The organism is [Pseudopropionibacterium] massiliense, assembly GCF_900607225.1.
In the GTDB taxonomy this organism is placed as follows: Bacteria; Actinomycetota; Actinomycetes; order Propionibacteriales; family Propionibacteriaceae; genus Arachnia; species Arachnia massiliensis.
This window is the reverse complement of record NZ_LR027842.1, coordinates 1,686,011-1,708,209: the sequence shown is the minus strand read 5'-3', so window position 1 is coordinate 1,708,209 and position 22,199 is coordinate 1,686,011. Positions and strand designations below refer to the sequence as shown.

Here is a 22,199-nt window from a genome sequence, read left to right as displayed (position 1 = left end):
GATGTCAACAGCAGCAGTCACCGCTCCCGGCCGGGCCAATGAGCGCCGTCAACTCGCCTGGGGAAGGACCCTCGCCTGGGTGGTGATGGGGATCATCATGCTGACCACCCTGTTCCCCCTCTACTGGATCCTGCGCACCGCGCTGTCCTCGAACTCCTCCCTCTACGGTGGCGCCACCTCGTGGTTGCCGACCGACTGGAACACCGGAAGCTTCGCCCGGGTCTTCGGGATCCAGGCCGGGGAGGAGGCGCTGGCGGAGGGAGGTTCCGGCCAGTCCATCGACTTCTGGCGCTACCTGGGCAACAGCATCGTCGTCGCGACCCTGGTCACGGTCGGGCAGGTGTTCTTCTCCGCCAGCGCCGCCTACGCCTTCTCGAGGCTGAAATGGAAAGGCAGGGACCTGGTCTACGGCCTCTTCCTCGGAGGTCTGATGGTGCCGGCCATCTTCACCTTCCTGCCGAACTTCGTGCTCATCAAACAACTCGGCCTGATCGACACCCTGCTCGGCATCTCGCTGCCGACCATGCTCATGACGCCGTTCGCGGTGTTCTTCCTGCGGCAGTTCTTCATGAACGTGCCCGTCGAGCTGGAGGAGGCCGCCCTGCTCGACGGTTCCAGCAAGATCGGCAACTTCTTCCGGCTCATCCTCCCGATGTCGGCGGCCCCGATAGCGACAATTTCCCTGCTCACCTTCATCAGCTCGTGGAACGATTACTTCTGGCCGTTGATGGTCTCCTACTCCGAGAACTCGCGGGTCCTCACCGTCGGCCTGGGTGTTTTCCGCTCCCAGACCCCGAGTACCGGACCCGACTGGTCAGGTCTCATGGCTGCCGCCCTCGTGGCGGCGGTCCCGATGCTCGTGCTCTTCGCCCTGAGTGCCAAGCGCATCGTCAATTCCATCGGTTTCAGCGGCATCAAGTGAGGATCACCATGAAGAAACGAACCGCAGCGGCCCTGTCCCTGCTGACCGTGGGAACACTGCTCACCGGCGGCTGCGTCGCGAAGGACGGTGGCCCTGACGGGGTCATCGACTACTGGTTGTGGGACGCCACCCAGCAACCCGGGTACCAGGCCTGCGCCGATTCCTTCGAGGCGGCGAATCCCGGGCTGAAGGTCAGGATCACCCAGTACGGGTGGGACGACTACTGGAGCAAGCTGACCGCCGGGTTCATCGCGGATCAGGCGCCCGATGTGTTCACCAATCACCTGACCAAGTACACGCAGTTCGTCGACCTGGAGGTCCTGGTACCGCTCGACGACCTCGAAGCGACCCGCGACGTCAGTGACGCCGACTACGTCGGGGGACTGGCGGGCCTCTGGAAGGGGCAGGACGGCAAACGCTACGGAATCCCCAAGGACTGGGACACCGTCGCCTACTTCTACGACCAGAGGGTCACCGATGCCGCCGGCGTAACCCGGGAACAGCTGACGAACATGGACTGGAATCCCGACGACGGGGGCAGTTTCGAGAAGGTCATCGCCCACCTGAGTGTGGACGTCAATGGTGTCCGCGGCGATGAGCCGGGGTTCGACAGGGACAACGTCGCGGTCTACGGACTCGCATCGGAGGGGGCCGGGGGCGAGAACCTCGGGCAGACCCAGTGGGGTGCCTACACCGGTTCCATCGGCTGGGAGCCCTTGGACAAGAACCCCTGGGGCACCCACTTCAACCTGGACGACCCCAGCTTCCAGAAGACCATGGCCTGGTACTTCGGCCTGGTGCAGAAGGGCTACATGCCCTCCTACGAAACCTTCGGCAAGCGGTCGGGCTCCTACCAGCAGGTGGCCCAGGGCAAGGCCGTGCTCGGCATGAACGGTTCCTGGATGATCTCCAGCTTCGCATCGATTCCCGGGATCGACCTGAGAACCGCCCCGACCCCCGTCGGCCCCATCGGGCATCGTTCGAGCCCCTTCAACGGTCTGGCGGACTCCGTCACCAGATTCGCCGACGACAAGGATGCGGCGGGCAAATGGGTTGCCTATCTGGGGTCCTCGGAGTGCCAGATGAAGATTGCCGACGCCGGGGTGGTCTTCCCCGCGCGACCCGAGGCGATGGAGCGGTCCATTCAGGTGCGCAACGCATCCGGGCTGGATGTCACGGCCTTCACATCGCACGTCAAGGATGGCACCACCCAGAATCCCGCGGTGACCATGAACGCGGCCGACGTGGCGGCCCTGACCTCTCCCGGATTCGAGGCGGTGTTCATCGGTCAGAAGGACGTGAGCTACCTGAGTGAGGTGAACCACCAAGTCAACCGGCTGTTGTCGCTAACATCGTAGTGACTACCACCAGAAGGAAAAACCAGTGATTCTCAACTCCATCGATCCCACGTCGCGACTAGTGGTGCAGACGGTTCTGCGTCACGGTCCCATCGCCCGAGTCGGCGTCGCCCAGCGCACCGGCCTGAGCTCAGGTTCCATGACCAGGCTGACCACCCCACTCGTCGCGGCGGGGATCCTCAAGGAGCAGAGGCCCGTGCCGGTCAAACAGCTCGGACGACCCGCGCTTCCTCTGGTGGTGGTCGATGACGCCGCGAGATTCGTCGGGATCAAGGTGATACCGGGGGAGCTGCACGCGGTGGTCACCGGGCTTGCCGGTCACGTGCGGGCCACGGATGTCCGCTCCGCCGACACTTCCACCCTCGAATCGACCGCGAGAGCAGTCGCCCGGGTCGTCGAGGACTTCGCCGATCACGAACCCAGCGCGGTCGGTGTGGCCTTGGCGGCCGCGGTGGATCCGTTCGGTGAGGTGCGGGCCTCGCCTCTGCTCGGTTGGGAGAACGGGAATCTTGCGGCACTCGTGACCGAGGCCTGCGGGCTTCCCTGCAAGGCCGCCAACGACGTCGATGCCCTGACACTCGCCGAGCACTGGGTGGGGCACGGGCGTGGCACACACAATTTCGCCGTCATCACGGTTGGCGCAGGGGTTGGTGCCGGCGCGGTGATCGCCGACGAGCTGCTCGTCGGGCACCAGGGGTCGACAGGCATGGTGGGGGAGGCGTGGACCACGTGGGGACAGCGGTTCCACGACGTCCTGGCCGACGAACCTCTTCGGGAGGCGGCGAGCGAGGCTGCGGGACGAGAAGTGGCCTTGGCGGAGCTGCGCATCACCGATGATCCCGCGATCGAGGCGGTACTGGAGCGGGCCGCAAGTGCCTTGGGGGAGCTCGTGGTGCTGACCAAACAATTCTGGGGACCGGAGAAGATTCTCCTGACCGGTGAGGGCATCGTCCACTTCGAGAGCCGCATGGGCCGGGTACATCACGTTGTGGCGGAGCGGCGCTTCGAGGACATTGATCCACCCGAACTCGTGGTCGCGAAACAGGACTTCCACGCCTGGGCGCGCGGAGCGGCGGCCCTGGCGACCCGGCTGAGTCTCGCGTACTGAGAGCGTCAACCGAGCTTGATCCTTTTTCCGGCGCGATGGGCCAGGCCGTCAGCGATGAGACCCGCGACGCAGCGGTCCAGCTGAACGGGATCATCCCAGACCAGGTCCACCGGTAGGACTCCGTGAGTGGACGCTCGCAGGGACGCCATGATCCGGCCCCTACACTGGCGGTCGGTTCCCGTCCACGGCTGGGCGGGGCGGGTGGGGCCATCCCACGCAGGGCTGCCGCTGGCGATCCAGCGGCAGTGTCCTCGAACCGGACAGGCGTCGCACGTGGGTGCTCCGGCCACGCACAGCAGCGCTCCCAGCTCCATCACCGCCTGCGACCATGCCGCGCACTCGGCGTCGCCCTCGGGGAGCCACGCGGTGGCGCGAGCGCGCTCGGCCCCGGTCTCGGTGGGGGCGGGTCGGGCCTGACCGTCGGCCAGGCGTGCAAGGACCCGGCGAACGTTGACATCCAGCACCAGCGAACGCCGCCCGAAGGCGAAGGCCAGGATTGCGGCGGCGGTGTAGCGGCCCACACCTGGCAGTTCTCGCAGCGCCTGTTCGTTGTCCGGAACTTCGTTGTCACGTGCCGCCAGTTTCTGTGCGGTTTCAATCAGACGTAGGGCGCGACGCGGATACCCGAGCCGACCCCAGGCTCTCAGCACCTCGTCGGTTCCGGCACGGGCCAGATCCGCGGGGGTGGGCCAACGGTTCATCCAGTGCCGCCAGGGTTCCACCACCCTGGAAACCGGGGTTTGCTGACTCATCACCTCACTCACCAACACGCCCCAGGCGCTCACGCCGGGGGTGCGCCACGGCAATGATCGTGCGTTCGCGACGTACCAGTCCATGATCAGGCCTCGGACGATCCCCCTGAACGCAGCACCGGCGGTTGATGGCGCCGTGGACCGCCCCCGGATCCCCTCGGTTCCCACATCAACCCCGGTTCGCCATGCTGCTCACCGCTGCTCGACGGGCAGCCCCTTGCGGCGCAGCAGATGCGACACATCGGGATCCGCCCGGCGGAAATCGCGCCACGCCCGCATGGGTTCGATGCTTCCGCCGCGCCCCAACAGCGTGCGGCGGAAGTGTTCCCCGGCTTCCCGGCACGAGCCGAGGTTTTCCGAGAACCAGGCGCAGGCATCGGCGTCCAAAACCTCGGCCCACAGATATCCGTAGTAGGCGGCCGCGTAGCCACCACCGAAGACGTGACTGAAGTAGCAGGAACGGTAACGCGGGGGAACCAGCTCATGGGCGACCCCGGCCCGCTCCAGCGCCGCGGTCTCGAAGGACTCCACATCCTCCACCGAGGCGGGCAGCTCCTCCAGGGCAGTGGTGTGCCAGGCCTGGTCCAGCAGCATCGCGGCCACCAACTCCAAGGTGTGGCGCCCCTCACCTGCGGCCTTGGAGGCCCGCAGCCTCGCCACCAGCCCGGCCGGCAACGGCTCGCCAGTTTCGTGATGGACCGCGAACCGGGAGATCAGGGTGTCGTCCCACGCCCACAGCTCGTTGACCTGCGAGGGGAATTCCACGAAATCGCGGGGAACCGCGGTCCCGGAACGTGACGGGTACCTGACCTCGGAGAGCAGGCCGTGGAGGGCGTGGCCGAACTCGTGGAACATCGTGATCACGTTGTCCCAGGTCAACAGGCAGGCATCACCCTCGGCGGGACGGGTGAAATTGCAGGTGTTCGTCACCACGGGCAGGGCACCGGTCAGATCCGACTGGTCCACCACCGAGGTCATCCACGCTCCGCCTCGCTTGGTGGGCCTGGTGAACGGGTCAAGGATCACCGCACCCAGCGGGGTACCGTCGGCCTCACGGACCTCGTAGACCTCGGACTCCGGGGTGAAGCCGCGCAGATCGGCTCGCGCATGGAAGGTGATGCCGTAGAGGGCGGTCGCGGCGGCGAAGACACCCTCGTGCAGCACCCGGTGATACTCCAGGTAGGGACGCAGCACGGCCGGGTCGACGGCCTCGGCGGCTGACTGCTTCGCGGCGTAGTGCTCCCAGTCCCAGGCCGCGAGTTCCGCCCCAGGGTGGTCCCGTTCCAAGGCCTTCTGCAGTTCTGCGGCCTCGCGGCCGGCGAGTTCGACGGCCCCCGGAGCCACCCGTCCGAGCAGTTCGAGAACCGCCTCGGTGGTGCGGGCGCAGCCATTGGCGGCCACCCAGGCCGCGTGGTGCTCGTAGCCCAGGAGCCGGGCACGTTCGGCGCGGCGCCGCGCGATGCCCAGCACCAGTCGCCGGGTGTCGTGCTCACCTCCCAGTCCCCGCCCCAAGGAGGCCTCCAGGACGCGGCGACGCAGATCACGGTTGGTCAGGTTCTCCAACACCGGCTGGCCCGTGGTGTTGGTCAGCTCGATCAGCCAGCCCTCCTGCCCGCGGTCCCGGGCGGCCTGCCGGGCGGCGGCGACCTCGTCCTCACCGAGCCCGGTCAACTCAGCGGGGTCGGTGACCAGTACCGCCGCGGCGTTCCGGCCCTCCACCAGGGCCTGCTCGAATGCCACGGACAGCCCGGCCAACTCCACGTTCAGCTCCCGCAGGCGCTGCTGTGCGGCGGCGTCGAGTGAGATCCCGGAACGCTCGAACTCGCGAATGTGCTCGTCCAGCCAGTAACGGTCCTGCTCGTCCAGGTTCACCTCCGCCGCCTCGGCGCGGGCGCGGAGCGCCATCAAACGGTCGTAGAGGCGCCGGTCCAGCAGGATCGCATTGCCGTGTTCGGCCAGTTTCGGCGCCAAGGCCGTTTCGACGGCATCACGTTGTTCGTTGGCATCGGCGGCCTTCGCCACCCAGAAAGCTGATCCAGCGCGATCCAACGTCGTCGAGCTGAGTTCCCAGGCCACGATGGTGTTCTCCACGTCGGGTGCATCGGGATTGGTCGCGATCGCATCCAAGGCGGTTCGCTGCTCGGCCAGGCCGACCTCCATCGCATCCTTGAACTGTGCATCGGTCAGGTTGGCGTAGTCGGGAAGTTGGAAGGGCAGCGTCGGGGCGGTCAGCAGCGGGTTCATGGCCCCATCCAACCATGCGTAGAATCTCCCGGTCCGAAACTTGGAAGGAGGATCGAGTGGTCGAGCCGCTCCACCTGCACGCGCCCAGCAGGCGTGACGCCGTCGTGGTGGCGCTTCCCGTGGTGCTGGCCCCCATGGCAGGAATCACGAATGCCGCCTACCGGGCACTCTGCCTGGAGCAGGGGGCCGGGTTGTACGTCTGCGAGATGATGACATCACGGGGAATCGTCGTTGGTGACCACAAAACCCGCTCTATGCTGGCCTTCGACCCGACCGAGACCATCCGCTCGGTGCAGCTCTACGGCGTGGACCCGGAGGTCATGGCGCATGCGACGAAAATCCTGATCGCCGAGCACGGAGTTCACCACATCGACCTCAATTTCGGCTGTCCCGTTCCCAAGGTCACCCGGAAAGGCGGGGGTGGGGTCCTGCCATACAAACGCGACCGGTTGCGCGCCATCATCCGTGCCACGGTGCGCGCCGCCGATGAGTTCGGGGTTCCTGTCACGGTCAAGACCCGGGTCGGCATCGACGAGGCCCATGAGACCTTCCTTGACACGGGGCGCATCGCCGAGGAGGAGGGGGTCGCGGCCATAGCGCTGCACGCCAGAACCGTGCAGCAGGCCTACTCCGGCAGGGCCGACTGGTCCCGGATCGCAGAACTCAAACAGGCAGTGGGCATTCCCGTGCTGGGCAACGGCGACCTGTGGGAAGCAGAGGACGCGTTGCGGATGATGAACGAGACAGGCTGCGACGGGGTGGTCATCGGGCGCGGCTGCCTCGGCAGACCGTGGCTGTTCGGTGACCTGGCAGCCGCCTTCGCCGGGGAACCTCGACGTGCCCGACCCACGCTCGGGGAGGTCGGCTCCATGATCATCCGCCATGCGGAGCTGCTGACCGCTCTCAGGGGTGAACGGGGGGTGGTGGATCTGCGCAAACACATGGCCTGGTACTTCAAGGGCTATCCCGTCGGGGAGCTGCGGAGGCGATTCGCCATGGTCGCATCGCTCGACGAGTTGCGCACACTGGTCGAGCTTCTTGAGGCTGATCAACCCTTCCCCGTGGGAGAACTCGGAACTCCCAGGGGTCGGCAGGGCGGCCCGAGGGGAAAAGTTGTCCTTCCCCATGGCTGGTATGACGACACAGGAGGGTGTGGGCTCGACCTGTCCGATGCCGAGGACGACATCAGCGGAGGATAGCCGGTCGGTTTCCTTCACCCGCTTGTAACAGGGGCGTCACACAACCCGGATACGGTGACCGGATCTTTGGAGAAACGGAGGAGTCTTCATGTCCGATACCGTGACCCTGATCGTCGACGGCATCGCCCACGAACTGCCCCTCGTCACCGGAACCGAGGGAGAAAGGGCGGTGGACATCTCGAAACTACGGGCCACCACCGGTCTCATCACCCTCGACGACGCCTACAGCAACACCGGATCCTGCAGCTCGGCCATCACCTTCATCGACGGTGAACGCGGCATCCTTCGATACCGAGGGGTTCCCATCGAGGACCTTGCCGCTCGCTCCTCCTTCATCGAGGTGGCGGAACTGCTGATCTTCGGCGACCTGCCTGACGACGACGAGCGCGACGAGTTCCGTCAGCTGTTGACCGAGAACTCCTCCCTCCACCGTGACATGCGCAAACACTTCGACGGATTCCCTGTCGACGCCCACCCCATGGCGATCCTCTCGGCGATGATCAACGCCATCCAGGCCTATGACCTGCCCGAGATCCACATCACCGAAGAAGCGGGATTCCGCCGGGCGGCCGCCTTGCTGCTGGCCAAGACCCGCACCATCGCGGCCGCATCCTACAAGAGCCACATCGGGCAGCCCATCGCGTATCCCCGCTACGACCTGCCGTATGCGGAGAACTTCCTCCACATGATGTTCACCGTTCCCTATCGGGAATACGAGGCCACCCCCGAGGCGGCTCATGCCTTGAACATGTTCTTCGTGCTTCATGCCGACCACGAACAGAACTGCTCCACATCCACGGTGCGAACGGTTGCCTCCAGCGGCGCGAACCTGTTCACCGCCGTGTCCGCAGGGGTCACGGCCCTGTGGGGGCCGTTGCACGGTGGGGCGAACATGGGTGTGATCGAGATGCTGGAGCAGATCCGTAACGAGGGCATGTCGGTGGGTTCATACCTGGCCAAGGCCAAGGATCGGAAATCCGGGATCCGGCTCATGGGTTTCGGGCACCGCGTCTACCGTAACTTCGACCCGCGTGCGAAGATCCTCAAGAAAGCCGCTCACGACCTCCTGGAATCGATGAACATCGACGATCCGCTGCTCGACATAGCCCGGGAGGTGGAGGATGCGGCACTGGCCGACGACTACTTCGCTGAACGCCGTCTCTACCCCAACGTCGACTTCTACTCGGGCATCATCCTGCGGGCCATCGGGATTCCCCTCGACATGTTCACGGTGCTGTTCGCCATCGGGCGTACCGCTGGTTGGATCGCTCACTGGAAGGAGGTCAACGACAACACCGCCCAGCGCATCCACCGCCCCCGCCAGCTCTACACGGGAAACAAGCTCACGAAGTGGCTACCCCTCGACGAACGCTGAGTTCGCCCGGATCGGTGAGCGCCTGAGGGTGATGACTCCCCGGGCCTCGTAGGCTGTCTGGTGATGAACGAACCGCTCCCCAGGGCCCGTGAATGGGCCAGGACCATGCACGGCCACGGCGATGACGTGGTGGTGGCCCACCGCGACTCCGCAGCCCGGGTGATGCCCTACCCGCCCAGGCGCAGGGAGCAACGGGAGGATCTGGAGAGACTCAGCCTCAACCCGGCCGCGACCTTCGCCTCCGGCGCGGGGGAGAGGGAACGGGAGGAGGAGCCCTGCGAGTTCCGCACCTGTTTCGAGCGAGACCGGGACCGCATCGTCCACTCGGCCTCGTTCCGGAGGCTGGCGGGCAAGACCCAGGTGGTCGTGTACCCCACCGACCACCAGCGCACCCGGCTGACCCACGCCATCGAGGTGGCGCAGTGCGCCGTCGCGATGGCCCGCGGGATCGGGGCCAACCCGGCCCTCACCGAGGCCATGGCGCTCGGCCACGACTGCGGACACGGCCCCGGCGGTCACGCCTCCGAGGACGCCTTCGACGCCTTTCTCCCGGGGGGTTACGATCACGGCCCGTGGGGCGCCGACGTGGTGCTCAAGGGCCTGAACCTGACATCCCAGACCCTCGACGGCATCCGCAACCACTCCTGGTCGCGGCCTGCACCCGCCACCCTGGAGGGGGAGATCGTCAGCTGGGCCGACCGGATCGCCTACTGCGCCCACGATCTGGAGGACGCCATCGCGGCCGGGATCGTCACGGCCACCGAACTGCCCCGGGTGGTGACCGAGGTGGCAGGCACTGCGCGCCGCGTTCAGCTGGCACAGTTCATCGGGGCCGTGATCGAGACCACCATGGCCACCGGCATCGTCGGCATGGACCCACTGACCGCGGAGGCGCTGGGGGAACTGCGTCGTTTCAACTATGAACGCATCTACACCCGCCCCGAGTCGGTGGCGCAGTCCCGCACGGTGGTGGAGGTGCTGCGAGGGCTGGTCGAGTACTTCCTGGAGCATCCCGGAGAACTGCCCGCTGAGTACCGGACGGAGGACGCGGTGCGCGGGGCCGTGACCTACGTCGGGGGGATGACCGACCGGTTCGCCTTCGACCACGCCGAGCGCCTGCTCGGCTGGGACCGGGCGCTGCTGCCCAGGGGCATCGGGCGGGGCGCCTGAGAGGCGGTTGACCGGGGCGGGCGTGATGTTTGTCATGCCGTAATCGTGATTGCCGCCCCGGGTCCGGGGCCCAGCCGGCTGTGATCCTGAGGACATGAACGCCATTGAGTTGCAGCAGCTGCGCAAGACCTTCCGCAGCCCCGGTGGGCACGTCGAGGCCGTGTCCGGAATCGACGTGGTCATCGAACCGGGGGAGATCGTCGCCTTCCTCGGCCCCAACGGGGCCGGGAAAACCACCACCCTCGACATGGTGCTGGGGTTGACCGGCCCCACCTCGGGAACGGCTCGGGTCTGCGGTCTGGAACCCCGGGAAGCCATCCGGCGGGGAATGGTCGGGGCGGTGCTGCAGACGGGGGGTCTGCTGCGCGACATGAGCGTCGGCGAGACCATCCGGGCGATCGCGGCCCTGCAGGAGGCCACCCCCCGGATCGGGGCGGTGATGTCGACAGCAGGGCTGGAGGAGATCGCCCGAAGACACGTTTCCCGCTGCTCCGGCGGGGAACAACAACGGATCAAGTTCGCACTGGCCCTGCTCACCGACCCCCGGGTGCTGATCCTCGACGAACCCACCGCGGGACTGGACGTCACCGCCCGGCGTGACTTCTGGGATGCCATGCGCCAGCAGGCGGAAAGGGGCCGCACCATCGTGTTCGCCACCCACTACCTGGAGGAGGCGCAGAACTTCGCCGACCGGATCGTGCTCATCGCGAAGGGCCACATCATCGCGGACGGCACGGTCGATCAGATCCGTGCCCTGACCAGTCACCGCCATGTCACCGCCCTGCTGCCGGTGGATCGCGCGGACGCCCTGGTGACGGAGCTCCGGCCCCTCCTCGGCAGGAACGTCACTCTGGAAGGGACCCGTCTCAGCGCGATGGTTCCCGATTCCGACGCCCTGGCCCTGGCCCTGCTGCAGCGGGGTGCCCACGACCTGGAGGTGGTTGCCCCCAGCCTGGAGGACGCCTTCCTCGCCCTCACGGGGACGAGGTGAGCGACGTGAATCTCACCTACATCCGCATCGACCTGGCCCGTTGCTTCCGGGACGTCACCAACCTGTTGTTCACCCTCGCCATGCCGGTGTTCATGTACCTGCTGTTCGGCAGGGCCCAGTACTCCGACTACCAGTCGGGCCGGGGCACGGTCGGGTTCTACGTCATGTCGTCCATGGGAGCCTACGGTGCCGTCATCGCCGCAACAGCCATCGCCGCCACGGCGGCCACCGAGTCGATGCTGGGCTGGGGCCGCCAGCTGGCCCTGACCAAGCAGCGGCCGCTGGGTTTCGTCGCGAACAAGGTCGCGGTCGCCCTCGTGCTCGGCGCCCTCTCCTCCGGGCTGGTGTTCATGGTCGGGGCCCTCACCGGCGCCAAGGCCGATGCCTGGTGGGTCTGGGTTGCCTCCTGGGTCATTGGCATCCTCGGTGCGGGGCTGTTCGGGGTCTACGGGCTGGCGATGGGATTGCTGCTCAAATCCGAGAGCGCCGCAGGCATAGCGTCGGGAACCGTGGTTTTCCTGGCCTTCTTCGGGAACATGTTCATGCCCCTCACCGGCGTGATGCTCGACATTGCCAGGTTCACCCCCATGTACGGCTATGTTGGCCTCGTGAGGTATCCGCAAGTCGAGGGTGAGATCCAGCAGACCGATCCGCCGCAGACCGACTCGGTCTGGCTGCTGGCCGCCAACTGTCTCGCCTGGCTGCTGGTCTTCTCTGGGTTGGCGGTGCTGGGTCACAGACGCTCCAGGAAGCGCCGGTGAAACGTCTCAGGAGCTGGCTTCTGGAGGCGGTCACGGGCCCCCACGTGGGGGTCGTGATCGCCTCCGTCTGGCTGGTGTGCCTCGTTTTCCCGGTGCACTCCCTGCTGAGTCTGGAGGACCGGGTCCGCTGCCTCGTGGGCCTGCTCGCGTTGGTCCTCTTCGTTCCCGTCTACCTCGCGGGTTTCCGTGACCTGGGGAGCCGGCTCGACGCGGCTGGCAGGCGCTGGCAGCTGCTGCGGGGCGGTTTCGTGCTGGCGGTGATGGGTGTGCTCTGCTGGGCCATCGGCCTTGACGCGATCAGCCTGCTGCCCTTCCTGGTCACCTTCGCCAGCTACGGCCTGTGGCCCCCGGTACGTCTGCCCGCCGTTGTCGTGCTGGTCGGTTCCGGTTTCCTGGTTCTGGCTCTGATGAACGAACCGGATGCCGGCAAAAGCGTCAACATGCTCATCACCGCGCTCGTCGCCGTTCTCGGCTTGCTCACCGTGAAGACGATCGAGAGCGGCATCGCCGTCTCCGAACAGGACCGGCGGCGCGCAGCCCTGGAGCAGCGAGAACGGATGGCCCGCGACGTCCACGACCTGCTCGGGCACTCCCTGACCGTTGCGAACCTCCAGCTTCAGCTGGCGGAACGCCTGTTCGACTCCGATCCGGAACGTGCCCGCGCCGAACTGGCCCGGACCCGGGTCTTCCTGGGCGAGGCCCAGGAGGAACTGCGGCGCAGCGTCACCGACCAGCGCGGGCGAACCATCGCGGAGGAGCTCGACAGCGTCCGCGACGTGTTGCTCTCGGGCGGCCTCGAGGTCGCCGTCACGGGGGACCCGGACGAGATCACCGGGCCCATCGGGCTCGTGCTCGGCTGGGTGCTGAGGGAGGCCGCCACCAATGTGCTGCGGCACGCGCACGCCACACGCGTCGAGATCTCCTTCGCCCCCGGCAGGTTCTCGGTGGCCGACGACGGCGACGGATACGCGGGGGGAGAGGGCAACGGCCTTACCGGGATGCGGGAGCGAGTGGCCGCCGCCGGCGGTGAATTACGCTGCGGCGCATCCCCGCTCGGGGGTTTCGAGGTGGTGGTTATGTGGTGATCAGGGTGCTGCTCGCCGACGACCAGGCTCTCGTCCGCGGGGCCATGGGGGCGCTGCTCGACCTCGAACCCGACATCGAGGTGGTTGCCCAGGCCGGGCGGGGCGACGAGGTGGTTGCCGCGGCCCGGGAATCCGGGGCCGATGTGTGTCTGTTGGACATCCAGATGCCCGGTGTCGACGGCGTGGAAGCGGCCCGGCAGGTCCGGGATCAGCTTCCCGGGGTGCGGGTGGTGATGGTGACCACCTTCGACCGCCCCGGCTACCTGAGACGCGCACTGGACGCGGGGGCCGTCGGTTTCGTGGTGAAAACCACCCCGGCAGCGCGGCTCGCGGAGGCGGTGCGGCGCGCCCACGCGGGTCTTCGCACCGTGGATCCGCAGCTCGCCAACGACCTGCTGTTCAGCGGCCCCAATCCCCTGACCGCCAGGGAACAGGAGGTGTTGCGCCTGGCCCGGGACGGGGAACCCGTCGCGAAGCTGGCCCGGAAACTGTTCCTGTCCCCGGGGACGGTGCGCAACCACCTCTCCAACGCCATCGGCAAGACGGGCGCGGCCAACCGGGTGGAGGCGGCACGGATCGCCACCGAACGCGGCTGGTTGTGAACCCGCACTACACTTCCCGCCATGGCAGGGCGGATCAACGACGAGGACATCGCACTGGTTCGGGAGCGCTGCCGGATAGATGACGTGGTTCGCGACTACGTCGCCCTGCGCTCCGCGGGCGGTGGGTCATGGAAGGGGCTGTGCCCGTTCCACGACGAGAAGACCCCGAGTTTCACCGTCACCCCGTCGCGTGGCTTCTTCTACTGCTTCGGGTGCGGTGAGGGCGGTGACGTCATCACCTTCCTGCAACGCCAGCAGAACCTCAGTTTCACCGAGGCCGTGCAGACCCTCGCGGACCGCGCCGGGATCACCCTGAGGATCACCGACGACGGTCAGGGACCCGGCCAGCCGCCGGGACAGCGCAAACGCATCCTCGAGGCGAACGCCGCCGCCCAGGAGTTCTTCGCCGCCCAACTGGCTTCCCCGGAGGCCGTAACGGCGCGCCAGTTCCTCGACCAGCGGGGCTTCGACCGGGCCGTCGCGGAACAGTTCGTGCTCGGCTACGCCCCCCGTGGCGGGCATGCACTCAGGCAGGCGCTCACCTCGCAGGGCTTCGACGAGGCCACGCTGAGGGCAGCGGGACTCGTGCGCGACGGAGGCCGCGACTTCTTCGCCGGGAGATTGCTGTGGCCGATCCGCGACTCGGCCAGCTCAGTGCTGGGTTTCGGCGGCCGCCGGATCTTCGACGACGACCGGCTGCCCGCCAAGTACATCAACACTCCCGAAACCCCCGTCTACAAGAAATCCCACGTGCTCTACGGCCTGGACCTGGCCCGCAGGGCCATCGGGAAACGCGCGCAGGCTGTGGTGGTCGAGGGCTACACCGACGTGATGGCCGCCCACCTGTCCGGGGTCGACACCGCCGTGGCCAGCTGCGGCACCGCCTTCGGCGACGACCACGCCCGCATGCTCCAGCGCCTCCTCGGCACCCACGACGGGCTGCACGGTGAGGTGGTCTTCACCTTCGACGGCGACACAGCGGGCCAGAAGGCCGCGTTGAAGGTGTTCCAGGGGGACCACAACTTCATGGTCCAGACCTATGTCGCGGTCGAACCATCGGGCCTCGATCCCTGCGACCTCTGGCAGCGCGACGGGGAGGCCGCGGTCCGGGAACTCGTCGGCAGACGGATACCGCTGTACCGGTTCGTGATGTCCAACGTCCTGAAGGGCTACGACCTGGAACGCGCTGACGGGCGGCTGGGGGCGCTCCGTGAGGCCGCCGGGCTGCTGGGCGCGATTCGTGACCGTTCCTTGGTGAACCAGTACCTGAGGGAACTGGCCGACATGCTCGGCATGGACCTGGAGGACGTGCGCAGGGAGGCCGCGAACCGGTCCCGCCGCACCCCGGGCGGCAGCCCCGGCCTGGACGCGAACCCGCGCTCCGGCAGGGCCAATGCGGACTGGCCGGACCCGGACGATCCTGCGCTGCGGCTGGAACGCGACACCCTGAAGCTGATGCTCCAGTATCCGTTCACCTTCGATCAGGCCTGGAACTCGGTTCGACCCGAGCAGTTCTCCCACCCCGGCTACGCCGCGGTGTTCCGGGTGATCTCCGCAACCGAGCCGGGGGACGGCTGGACGGAGGAGCTGCGGCGAGGCTGCCCGAACGAACTGGTGCTCCAACTGCTCGTCATGCTGCTGGTAGAACCCCTCCTGCGGCAGGCGGACGAGAGCTACTCCCTGGCCCACACGAACCGGCTTCAGCTGGCGGACCTGTCCCGGCGAATAACCGGGCTGAAATCCAGGCTCCAGCGGACCGATCCCGTCAAGGAACCGGAACAGCACAAGGCGATGTTCGAGGAACTGACCGGGCTCGAGCTGCGCCGCAAGCGCCTCCTGGAGCAGAGCCTTTCCTGATGACCTCGATCCGGCAGCGCTCCGCGTTCAAAAGTCGACGCGCCTCGAGCAGAGCACGTTCCTCGATGCGTTTGATGCTCGTCGCCGACATTCCGAGCACGGCTCCGGCCTGGCCTCGCGTGCGGCAGGCGGTCCCGATTCCGAAACGGAGTTTCAGCACCGTTCCGCCGACACCCAGCAGGTCGAGGAAATCCATGGAGGAGAGCTCCACCGCGTCGAATCCACCATCGCATGCGAGCATGTGGGACGGCACCTGGTCCAGGTCCGTGAACTGTATCGGGCGACGACTTCCGTCGGCGGGCCTCACCAGATCCAGGCTTCCGCATCGTGTGCGCGCGGAACGCGTCAGGGCCCGCGACACGTACTCGTGAGCGAGGGTGCTGAAACGTGTGCCACGTGTGTGGTCGAAGTGCTGAATGGCTTCTCCCAGCGCCAGACATCCTTCCTGGAACAGGTCATCGAGGGGTAGACCCGTACGCTTCACGGCCTTCCCCGTGAGTTTCATGACAAGCCGGAGATTTGCCCGGAAAAGAGTCTCCCGGGCCTTGGAACCGTTCTCCACGACGCACATCAGCGCGCTGATGCGATGACGCCGGTCGGCGGTGATGATCAAATGTCTGGCGTAGACACCGGCCTCGATCCTCCGGGCCAGTTCTCTCTCCTCCTCGGCGCTGAGCAACGGGGTCGAGAAAACGAGTTTCGTGGTATCCATGCCCGGAACGCTGCCATCGTGCGGGAGACGGGTCCAGTGTTTCAGATGGATCACCAACACCGGGGAAAGAAGTGACAACACCTTGCGCAACCGGGAAAACACCTCACCGGTTCGCGGGCACAATGGGTGCATGCCGAACCGAACGCGTCACATGCCCCATCGCCCAGAGGTGGAGGCGGTGACCGGTGACGGCCACTCGGCTGGGCCGAGGGGCCGGGGGCAGTGGTGGCCACCACGGGCATGCTCGTCGCGCGGCTCGACGGTGGGTGGCGGAGCTGTGGGAGCAGGTGTTGCGTGGGGGGTGGCGCGAGGAGGGCTCCGTGCTGTTCTGGGAGGCCGGTGGGGAACGCCTCGAATGCGTGCTCGACTCCCCGGGAGAGTTGCTGTCGATTTTCAGGGAACGGGTGCTCGCATCGACGGTGATGACCGTCAATCACGACCTTCCGGATGGTGCCGTGCAGATCATCGCCCGGCGAAACCTCCTGGACGGGGACGTGACCTGGCTGGCCAGTGTCAGCGGTGGAGCCAGCCTGGAGGATCCCGGAACGGCAGCCTTCGTGGTGGCCGAGACCGACCGACTGCGATCCGAGTACGGAATCTGAACGGTAGGTTCTTCCCTCGTGGACATCATCTTCATCAGGCACGCCGAATCCACCAACAACAAGACCTGGGCCGAGAAGCGCGACGAGACGCTCAGGGTGCCCGATCCCCGGCTGACCGAACTCGGGCGGACCCAGGCGAGGGCGCTGGCCGAGTGGTTCCCGGGATTCACTCCGCGCCCGACCCGCGTGTTCTCCTCACCGTTCATGCGCGCCTTGGAGACGGCGGTTCCCCTGGCGAAGAACCTCGGTATGGACGTTGCGGTCAGAACCGACTTGATGGAACGCGGCGGACCGTTCGTAGGCCCGATCATGGATCACCGTCACCATCCGGGGTCGCCCCGATCGGTGCTCCAGAAGGTCTCCTCCCGGCTCGTGCTGCCGGACGAGGTCACGGAGGAAGGGTGGTGGAAGGGTCCTTTCGAGACCCGCGACCAGGCCATTGAACGCGCCAAGAACCTGGTGACGTGGTTGCGTCGGGACTTCGATTCCGACGACTGCGTGGTGCTCGTCAGCCACGGGGCCATCGGTTCCCTGTTCGCAACCGCCCTGTTCTGCCCGTCCGAGCTGACCCGGTGTTCCGACCAGATCGTGGGGGAGACCTCGAGCTGGTTCGCCCTCGACAACACCTCGGTCTCGTGGTTCCGGTTGTTCCCCGGCAACGACACGGAGCTGCGCTGCTTCAACCGTGTCGATCACCTGGTGCTGGCAGGAATACCGAGCGTCATCATGCTCCAGCCAAGCTGATTGGCGTTCCCGGTGAGACCCTGCTAGAGTCTCACCCCGTGGCCAGCAGGCCGCGATGATCCCTGGTAGCTCAATTGGCAGAGCATTCGACTGTTAATCGAAGGGTTACTGGTTCGAGTCCAGTCCGGGGAGCTCTCCCTTACGCCTCGCCGGGTGAAACGTCACCAGACGGGGTACTTGTCGTTTCCGGAGCCACACCCGATCCGTCCCTCCCAGGTTCGGGAGAACGCGCCAAATTTTGGATTTTCCCCCACATGACCCGGATTTCCTCTAGGGTGGCGAGAACACGCAGTTTCAAGGCAGAGAGAACTTTGCAGTTCGTGAGGAGAACGATGAGGTTCAAAACTAGGGCAGTCGCATTTCTGGCGACCGCTGCTCTGATTGCCCCGGGATTGGTGGCGTGCTCGTCAGGATCGGGGGGAGGGACAACACTGACATGGTTCATCAACCCTGATGGTGGCGGATCCTCCGAGACCGGGGGTGGGCAGGCGCAGCTGGCAGCCGAGTGCAGCGCGGCCTCCGGCGGCGAGTACACCATCAGGGTCGAGCAACTACCCAACGATGCGTCGGACCAGCGGCAACAGCTCATCCGGCGGCTGGCGGCCCACGACACCGGGGTCGACATCATGAGCCTGGACCCGGTGGTGGTACCGGAATTCGCCGAGGCAAACTACCTGGTGGACGTCCCGGGGCAGTACGAACAGGACTTCACCGCGGACCGGGTGAAGGGCTCGCTGGACGCGTCCAGATGGAAGGGCAAGATGGTGGCGGCACCGTTCTGGGCCAATACCCAGCTGCTGTGGTATCGCAAGTCCGTGGCCCAGCAGGCCGGGCTCGACATGACCCGGCCGGTCACCTTCGACCAGCTGATGGATGCCGCCAAGGCAACCGGCAAGGACATCGCGGTGCAGGGCAAGCGCTACGAGGGATACACCGTTCTCGTCAACGCACTGGTCTCGGGAGCCGGCGGGAAGATCGTCGAGAACGAGGGCGCCGCCGCCGAGGACACCAAGCTGGGGTTCGACACCCCGGCCGGCCAGCGGGCAGCGTCCCTGATCTCGAAACTCGCCCACTCCGGAGTCGTCGGCCCCGCCATGTCGTCGATGGACGAGACCATGTCGCTCAACATGTTCCAGGCCGAGGACAGCTCGGGATTCATGCTGAACTGGCCCTACGTCTACGCGGCCATGAAGGCCAACGGGGTCTCCTTCATCGATGATGTCGCGTGGACCACCTATCCCCGGGTGGACGCGGACAAGGAATCCGCGCCGCCGTTCGGCGGCATCGAACTCGGGGTGAACGCGGCCTCCCAGAAACAGGACGCGGCCTGGAAGGCGATCCAGTGCATCACCAGTGAGCAGCACCAGAAGGACTACATGCTGGGAACCGGTAATCCGGCCTCCAGGGCGGCGGTCTTCGGGGACGCAGAAGTACGTGAGCAGTTCCCGATGGCCGATGCCATCAGGGAATCGCTCGATGCAGCGGTTCAACGGCCCCGCACCGCCTACTACGGGGATCTGTCGACGGCGGTCCAGCGCACTTGGTCGCCACCCGAATCGGTGGACCCTGCGACTACCCCGAAGCAGTCCACCGACCTGATCATGAAGGTTCTCAAGGGGGAGGCGTTGCTGTGAGCAAGTCCAGTTCCAGTGGATCGCAAATGTCGGATCGCGCGCGTGAGGAACGCAGGCTCGGTTGGAAACTCGCCGGCCCAGCCTTCGTGATCATGGTGCTGGTGACCTTCTACCCGATTCTCCAGGCCGTCTACAGTTCCCTTTTCAAGCACCGGCTCACCGATCCCGGGGCCCAGAAGTTCGTGTTTCTCGAGAATTACCTGATCATTCTCCGTGATCCGCTCTGGTGGCAGGCGTTCGGGACCACGGCCTTCATCACCGTCGTCACGGTGGTGGTTGAGCTCGTACTCGGGTTCCTGATCGCGCTGGCGATGGCCAAGATCATCTATGGTCGCGGACTGCTGCGCACCATCGTGCTGATCCCCTACTCGATCATCACCGTGGTCTCGGCGTTCTCCTGGTTCTACGCCTTCGCCACCGACACCGGATTCGTCGACCCCCTGCTGCACACTCTCAGCTTCGGGGTCTTCCCGGAGAAGTTCGACTGGTTCGGCGGGTTCTGGACCTCCATGGTCCCGATCTGTGTCTCCGAGATCTGGAAGACCACCCCCTTCATGTCGTTGCTGCTGCTGGCAGGCCTCACCCAGATCGACTCGGCAATGGAGGAGGCCGCGATCGTCGACGGCGCCACCTGGGGTGAACGGATGCGACGTGTCGTGCTGCCGAACATGAAGTCGGCGATCATGGTCGCGCTGCTGTTCCGCACCCTCGACGCCTTCCGTATCTTCGACAACATCTTCATCATGACCGCGGGCAGCCACGACACGGCGTCGCTGTCCCTGGTCGCCTACAACCAGACCATCTCGCGCACGGAGGTCGGGCTCGGCTCCGCTGTGTCGGTGCTGCTGTTCCTGTGCGTGGTCATCATCGCAGTGATCTTTGTCAAGGGGTTCCGTGTGGACCTCGCCCGGGGAAGGAGGTGAGCGGACATGACTCGGGAACTCACCGCCGGCCAGAAGTTCTGGCAGATCGTCGTCACCATCGCGATCATCGTCTACACGATCATTCCGCTGCTCTGGATCGTCAACCTGTCGCTCAAACCGAGCGCGGACCGTGCCGACGGCAATTTCTGGGCTGTGCACCCGACCTTCGAGAACTACGAGCTGATCTTCACCGGGGGTGCGAAGGACCTGTTCCTTCCTGCCCTGGTCAACTCGGTCGTGGTGACGCTCGTCGCGACGCTCATCGCCGTGATTCTTGCAACTTTCTGCGCCTATGCCATCGCCCGACTCGACTTTCCCGGCAAACGGCTCATCCTCGGGACGGCACTCACGGTGTCGTTCTTCCCCGTGATCTCACTGGTCACCCCGCTGTTCGACCTGTGGCGCCAGATCCACCTGTTCGACACCATCCCGGGTCTGATCCTGCCCTACCTGGTTCTCACCCTGCCGCTGTCGATCTGGACGCTGTCCGCTTTCTTCCAGCAGATTCCCTGGGAGATGGAGCAGGCTGCCCAGGTTGATGGCGCGAGCAGCTGGGAGGCATTTCGCAAGGTCATCGTGCCCCTGGCGGCGCCCGGGGTGTTCACGACCGCGATCATCGCTTTCTTCACGGCATGGAACGACTTCGTCTTCGCGATCTCGCTCACCAGCGACAAGGCACGCACCGTCCCGGCGGCGCTGGCCTTCTTCACCGGCGCCAGCCAGTTCGAGTCACCCACCGGCGCCATCTGCGCCGCGGGCGTCGTCGTGACGGTCCCCGTGGTCGTGCTCGTCCTCATCTTCCAGCGCCGGATCGTCTCCGGCCTCACCTCTGGCGCAGTCAAGGGCTGACCCCGACAAGGAGCAGAAAGTAATGGCCCACATCACCCTCAAGAACATCGTCAAGGAGTACGGAGACGGCTTCAAGGCCGTCAACAACATCAACCTGGACATCGCGGACGGCGAGTTCATGATCTTCGTCGGACCCTCCGGCTGCGGCAAGTCGACAACCCTGCGCATGGTCGTCGGGTTGGAGGACATCACCTCCGGTGACCTTCTGATCGACGGGAAACCCGTGAACGACCTGGCCCCCAAGGACCGCAACCTGGCCATGGTCTTCCAGAACTACGCCCTGTACCCGCACCTGACCGTCCGGGAGAACATCGCCTTCCCGTTGCGTCTCAACCGCAACAAGCTCCCGGAACAGGAGATCCGCCACCGAGTGGACCAGGCAGCCGAGATGCTGGAACTGACGGAACACCTGGAACGCAAACCCGCCAACCTCTCGGGTGGCCAGCGGCAGCGCGTCGCGATGGGACGCGCGATCGTCCGGGAAGCCGACGCGTTCCTCTTCGACGAGCCGTTGAGCAACCTCGACGCCAAGCTGCGCGGTCAGATGCGTACGGAGATCTCCCGGCTGCAGCGCCGGCTGGGCATCACCACCATCTACGTCACCCACGACCAGACCGAGGCCATGACCCTGGGAGACAGGGTCGCGGTGCTGAAACGCGGGGTGTTGCAGCAGTGCGCCTCCCCACGGGAGCTCTACGAGGAGCCGGTGAACCTGTTCGTCGCGGGTTTCATCGGGTCGCCTCCGATGAACTTCCTCCCGGCCACGGTCCAGGGGGATCACCTGGAGCTTCCCATGGCCACCGTTCCCGTTCCGGAAAGCGCCCGCCAGGACCTCGCCGGCAAGAAGGTCGTCATCGTCGGGTTGCGTCCTGAACACATCAAGGACGCCGATGTGGTAACGCCTCCCGAGGGAGCCGTGGTTTTCAACTCGGTCGTCGACGTCACCGAATGGCTCGGCAACGAGCAGTACGCCTACATCCCGTTCCAATCCGATCCGTCCGTACAGAGCACCCTGGAGGAACTGGACCGGGACCTCGACGGCGAGGGCATGCGCACCCAGTTCGTCGTCAACCTCGATCCCAGATCCCAGATCCTGGAGGGCGAGGAGGCCAGGCTCTACTTCATGCCGGAGAACATGATGGTCTTCGATCCCGAATCCGGCCGCAACCTGACCCGGGACGAGCAGAACGCCCAGCGCATCGCCGAGCGTTCCGAAACGGCCAGGAAACGTGCCTTGGAGCGGGCCAGGACCCAGGAGAACGAATCGAGCAAATCCCAAAAGGACGAGCCGCGGTAGAGCAGTTGCTGCCC

The 22,199-nt window shown here is 66.0% G+C and carries 20 protein-coding genes and 1 tRNA gene; 18 read left to right on the top strand and 3 right to left on the bottom strand.

The features are described 5' to 3' along the window. Position 1 precedes the first annotated feature (1 nt). From E0E39_RS07580 to E0E39_RS07570, 3 genes are read left to right on the top strand one after another with little or no spacing between them, the layout of a single operon-like run. Entirely contained in the window at positions 2-922 is a 921-nt protein-coding gene (locus tag E0E39_RS07580) for a carbohydrate ABC transporter permease (RefSeq protein WP_130874193.1), read from the top strand. A gap of 8 nt (positions 923-930) precedes the next feature. Then, positions 931-2,280 carry an ABC transporter substrate-binding protein gene (locus E0E39_RS07575; protein ID WP_130874192.1) on the top strand — a complete coding sequence of 450 codons (1,350 nt, stop codon included), beginning with the start codon at positions 931-933 and terminating at the stop codon, positions 2,278-2,280. A 25-nt stretch (positions 2,281-2,305) separates the two neighbouring features. Continuing rightward, entirely contained in the window at positions 2,306-3,388 is a 1,083-nt protein-coding gene (locus tag E0E39_RS07570) for an ROK family protein (protein WP_130874191.1), read from the top strand. Positions 3,389-3,393: 5 nt separating this feature from the next. Here E0E39_RS07570 and E0E39_RS07565 read toward each other — a convergent pair whose 3' ends face one another. Beyond that, entirely contained in the window at positions 3,394-4,224 is an 831-nt protein-coding gene (locus tag E0E39_RS07565) for an HhH-GPD family protein (protein WP_130874190.1), read from the bottom strand. A gap of 108 nt (positions 4,225-4,332) precedes the next feature. Continuing rightward, complete coding sequence (locus tag E0E39_RS07560; RefSeq protein ID WP_130874189.1) at positions 4,333-6,384, bottom strand: M3 family metallopeptidase; 2,052 nt, start codon at positions 6,382-6,384, stop codon at positions 4,333-4,335. A gap of 56 nt (positions 6,385-6,440) precedes the next feature. On the opposite strand from E0E39_RS07560, the gene dusB reads away from it, so the two are divergent. The 8 genes from dusB (at position 6,441) to dnaG (ending at position 15,424) form a co-directional block, all read left to right on the top strand. Next, positions 6,441-7,583 carry a tRNA dihydrouridine synthase DusB gene (dusB, locus tag E0E39_RS07555; protein WP_130874188.1) on the top strand — a complete coding sequence of 381 codons (1,143 nt, stop codon included), beginning with the start codon at positions 6,441-6,443 and terminating at the stop codon, positions 7,581-7,583. A gap of 88 nt (positions 7,584-7,671) precedes the next feature. Continuing rightward, a complete protein-coding gene (locus tag E0E39_RS07550) occupies positions 7,672-8,958 on the top strand; it encodes a citrate synthase (RefSeq protein WP_130874187.1) in 1,287 nt (428 codons plus the stop codon). A gap of 63 nt (positions 8,959-9,021) precedes the next feature. After that, on the top strand, positions 9,022-10,128 hold the full coding sequence (locus E0E39_RS07545) for an HD domain-containing protein (protein ID WP_130874186.1): 1,107 nt from the start codon (positions 9,022-9,024) through the stop codon (positions 10,126-10,128). A gap of 94 nt (positions 10,129-10,222) precedes the next feature. Continuing rightward, the gene (locus E0E39_RS07540) at positions 10,223-11,119 is read left to right on the top strand and encodes an ABC transporter ATP-binding protein (protein WP_245988230.1); all 897 of its coding nucleotides are present in this window, start codon (positions 10,223-10,225) and stop codon (positions 11,117-11,119) included. 5 nt (positions 11,120-11,124) lie between these two features. Beyond that, the gene (locus E0E39_RS07535; RefSeq protein ID WP_245988229.1) at positions 11,125-11,880 is read left to right on the top strand and encodes an ABC transporter permease; all 756 of its coding nucleotides are present in this window, start codon (positions 11,125-11,127) and stop codon (positions 11,878-11,880) included. Further along, a complete protein-coding gene (locus E0E39_RS07530) occupies positions 11,877-12,965 on the top strand; it encodes a sensor histidine kinase (RefSeq protein ID WP_130874183.1) in 1,089 nt (362 codons plus the stop codon). Before E0E39_RS07535 ends, E0E39_RS07530 begins: the two co-directional genes overlap by 4 nt. Then, entirely contained in the window at positions 12,959-13,567 is a 609-nt protein-coding gene (locus E0E39_RS07525; RefSeq protein WP_126377779.1) for a response regulator transcription factor, read from the top strand. The genes E0E39_RS07530 and E0E39_RS07525 overlap by 7 nt, the downstream gene beginning before the upstream one ends. A gap of 21 nt (positions 13,568-13,588) precedes the next feature. Then, positions 13,589-15,424, top strand: a complete 1,836-nt coding sequence (dnaG, locus tag E0E39_RS07520; RefSeq protein WP_130874182.1) for a DNA primase — start codon at positions 13,589-13,591, stop codon at positions 15,422-15,424. Here dnaG and E0E39_RS07515 read toward each other — a convergent pair. Beyond that, positions 15,333-16,136: a sigma factor gene (locus E0E39_RS07515; protein WP_165444855.1), complete on the bottom strand. Its 804-nt coding sequence runs from the start codon at positions 16,134-16,136 to the stop codon at positions 15,333-15,335. The two genes, dnaG and E0E39_RS07515, sit on opposite strands and share 92 nt — an antisense overlap. A 185-nt stretch (positions 16,137-16,321) precedes the next feature. Between E0E39_RS07515 and E0E39_RS07510 the strand changes: the two genes are divergently transcribed. From E0E39_RS07510 to E0E39_RS07480, 7 genes are all read left to right on the top strand, one after another. Next, complete coding sequence (locus E0E39_RS07510) at positions 16,322-16,738, top strand: hypothetical protein (protein ID WP_130874180.1); 417 nt, start codon at positions 16,322-16,324, stop codon at positions 16,736-16,738. 18 nt (positions 16,739-16,756) lie between these two features. Further along, complete coding sequence (locus E0E39_RS07505; RefSeq protein WP_130874179.1) at positions 16,757-17,482, top strand: histidine phosphatase family protein; 726 nt, start codon at positions 16,757-16,759, stop codon at positions 17,480-17,482. 59 nt (positions 17,483-17,541) lie between these two features. Then, positions 17,542-17,614, top strand: a tRNA-Asn gene (locus tag E0E39_RS07500). A gap of 200 nt (positions 17,615-17,814) precedes the next feature. Then, on the top strand, positions 17,815-19,116 hold the full coding sequence (locus tag E0E39_RS07495; protein ID WP_165444683.1) for an extracellular solute-binding protein: 1,302 nt from the start codon (positions 17,815-17,817) through the stop codon (positions 19,114-19,116). 26 nt (positions 19,117-19,142) lie between these two features. Further along, positions 19,143-20,039, top strand: a complete 897-nt coding sequence (locus E0E39_RS07490; RefSeq protein WP_207302448.1) for a carbohydrate ABC transporter permease — start codon at positions 19,143-19,145, stop codon at positions 20,037-20,039. A 6-nt stretch (positions 20,040-20,045) separates the two neighbouring features. Next, positions 20,046-20,888, top strand: a complete 843-nt coding sequence (locus E0E39_RS07485; protein WP_130874176.1) for a carbohydrate ABC transporter permease — start codon at positions 20,046-20,048, stop codon at positions 20,886-20,888. 22 nt (positions 20,889-20,910) lie between these two features. After that, positions 20,911-22,185 carry an ABC transporter ATP-binding protein gene (locus E0E39_RS07480; protein WP_130874175.1) on the top strand — a complete coding sequence of 425 codons (1,275 nt, stop codon included), beginning with the start codon at positions 20,911-20,913 and terminating at the stop codon, positions 22,183-22,185. Positions 22,186-22,199: the final 14 nt, after the last annotated feature.

What these genes read in the sequence shown, in the direction of transcription:
- E0E39_RS07580 (WP_130874193.1), top strand. Translation starts at nt 2, where the DNA reads ATGTCAACAGCAGCAGTCACCGCTCCCGGCCGGGCCAATGAGCGCCGT.
- E0E39_RS07575 (WP_130874192.1), top strand. Translation starts at nt 931, where the DNA reads ATGAAGAAACGAACCGCAGCGGCCCTGTCCCTGCTGACCGTGGGAACA.
- E0E39_RS07565 (WP_130874190.1), bottom strand. Translation starts at nt 4,224, where the DNA reads ATGGACTGGTACGTCGCGAACGCACGATCATTGCCGTGGCGCACCCCC.
- E0E39_RS07560 (WP_130874189.1), bottom strand. Translation starts at nt 6,384, where the DNA reads ATGAACCCGCTGCTGACCGCCCCGACGCTGCCCTTCCAACTTCCCGAC.
- E0E39_RS07550 (WP_130874187.1), top strand. Translation starts at nt 7,672, where the DNA reads ATGTCCGATACCGTGACCCTGATCGTCGACGGCATCGCCCACGAACTG.
- E0E39_RS07545 (WP_130874186.1), top strand. Translation starts at nt 9,022, where the DNA reads ATGAACGAACCGCTCCCCAGGGCCCGTGAATGGGCCAGGACCATGCAC.
- E0E39_RS07540 (WP_245988230.1), top strand. Translation starts at nt 10,223, where the DNA reads ATGAACGCCATTGAGTTGCAGCAGCTGCGCAAGACCTTCCGCAGCCCC.
- dnaG (WP_130874182.1), top strand. Translation starts at nt 13,589, where the DNA reads ATGGCAGGGCGGATCAACGACGAGGACATCGCACTGGTTCGGGAGCGC.
- E0E39_RS07515 (WP_165444855.1), bottom strand. Translation starts at nt 16,136, where the DNA reads ATGGATACCACGAAACTCGTTTTCTCGACCCCGTTGCTCAGCGCCGAG.
- E0E39_RS07495 (WP_165444683.1), top strand. Translation starts at nt 17,815, where the DNA reads ATGAGGTTCAAAACTAGGGCAGTCGCATTTCTGGCGACCGCTGCTCTG.
- E0E39_RS07490 (WP_207302448.1), top strand. Translation starts at nt 19,143, where the DNA reads ATGTCGGATCGCGCGCGTGAGGAACGCAGGCTCGGTTGGAAACTCGCC.
- E0E39_RS07485 (WP_130874176.1), top strand. Translation starts at nt 20,046, where the DNA reads ATGACTCGGGAACTCACCGCCGGCCAGAAGTTCTGGCAGATCGTCGTC.
- E0E39_RS07480 (WP_130874175.1), top strand. Translation starts at nt 20,911, where the DNA reads ATGGCCCACATCACCCTCAAGAACATCGTCAAGGAGTACGGAGACGGC.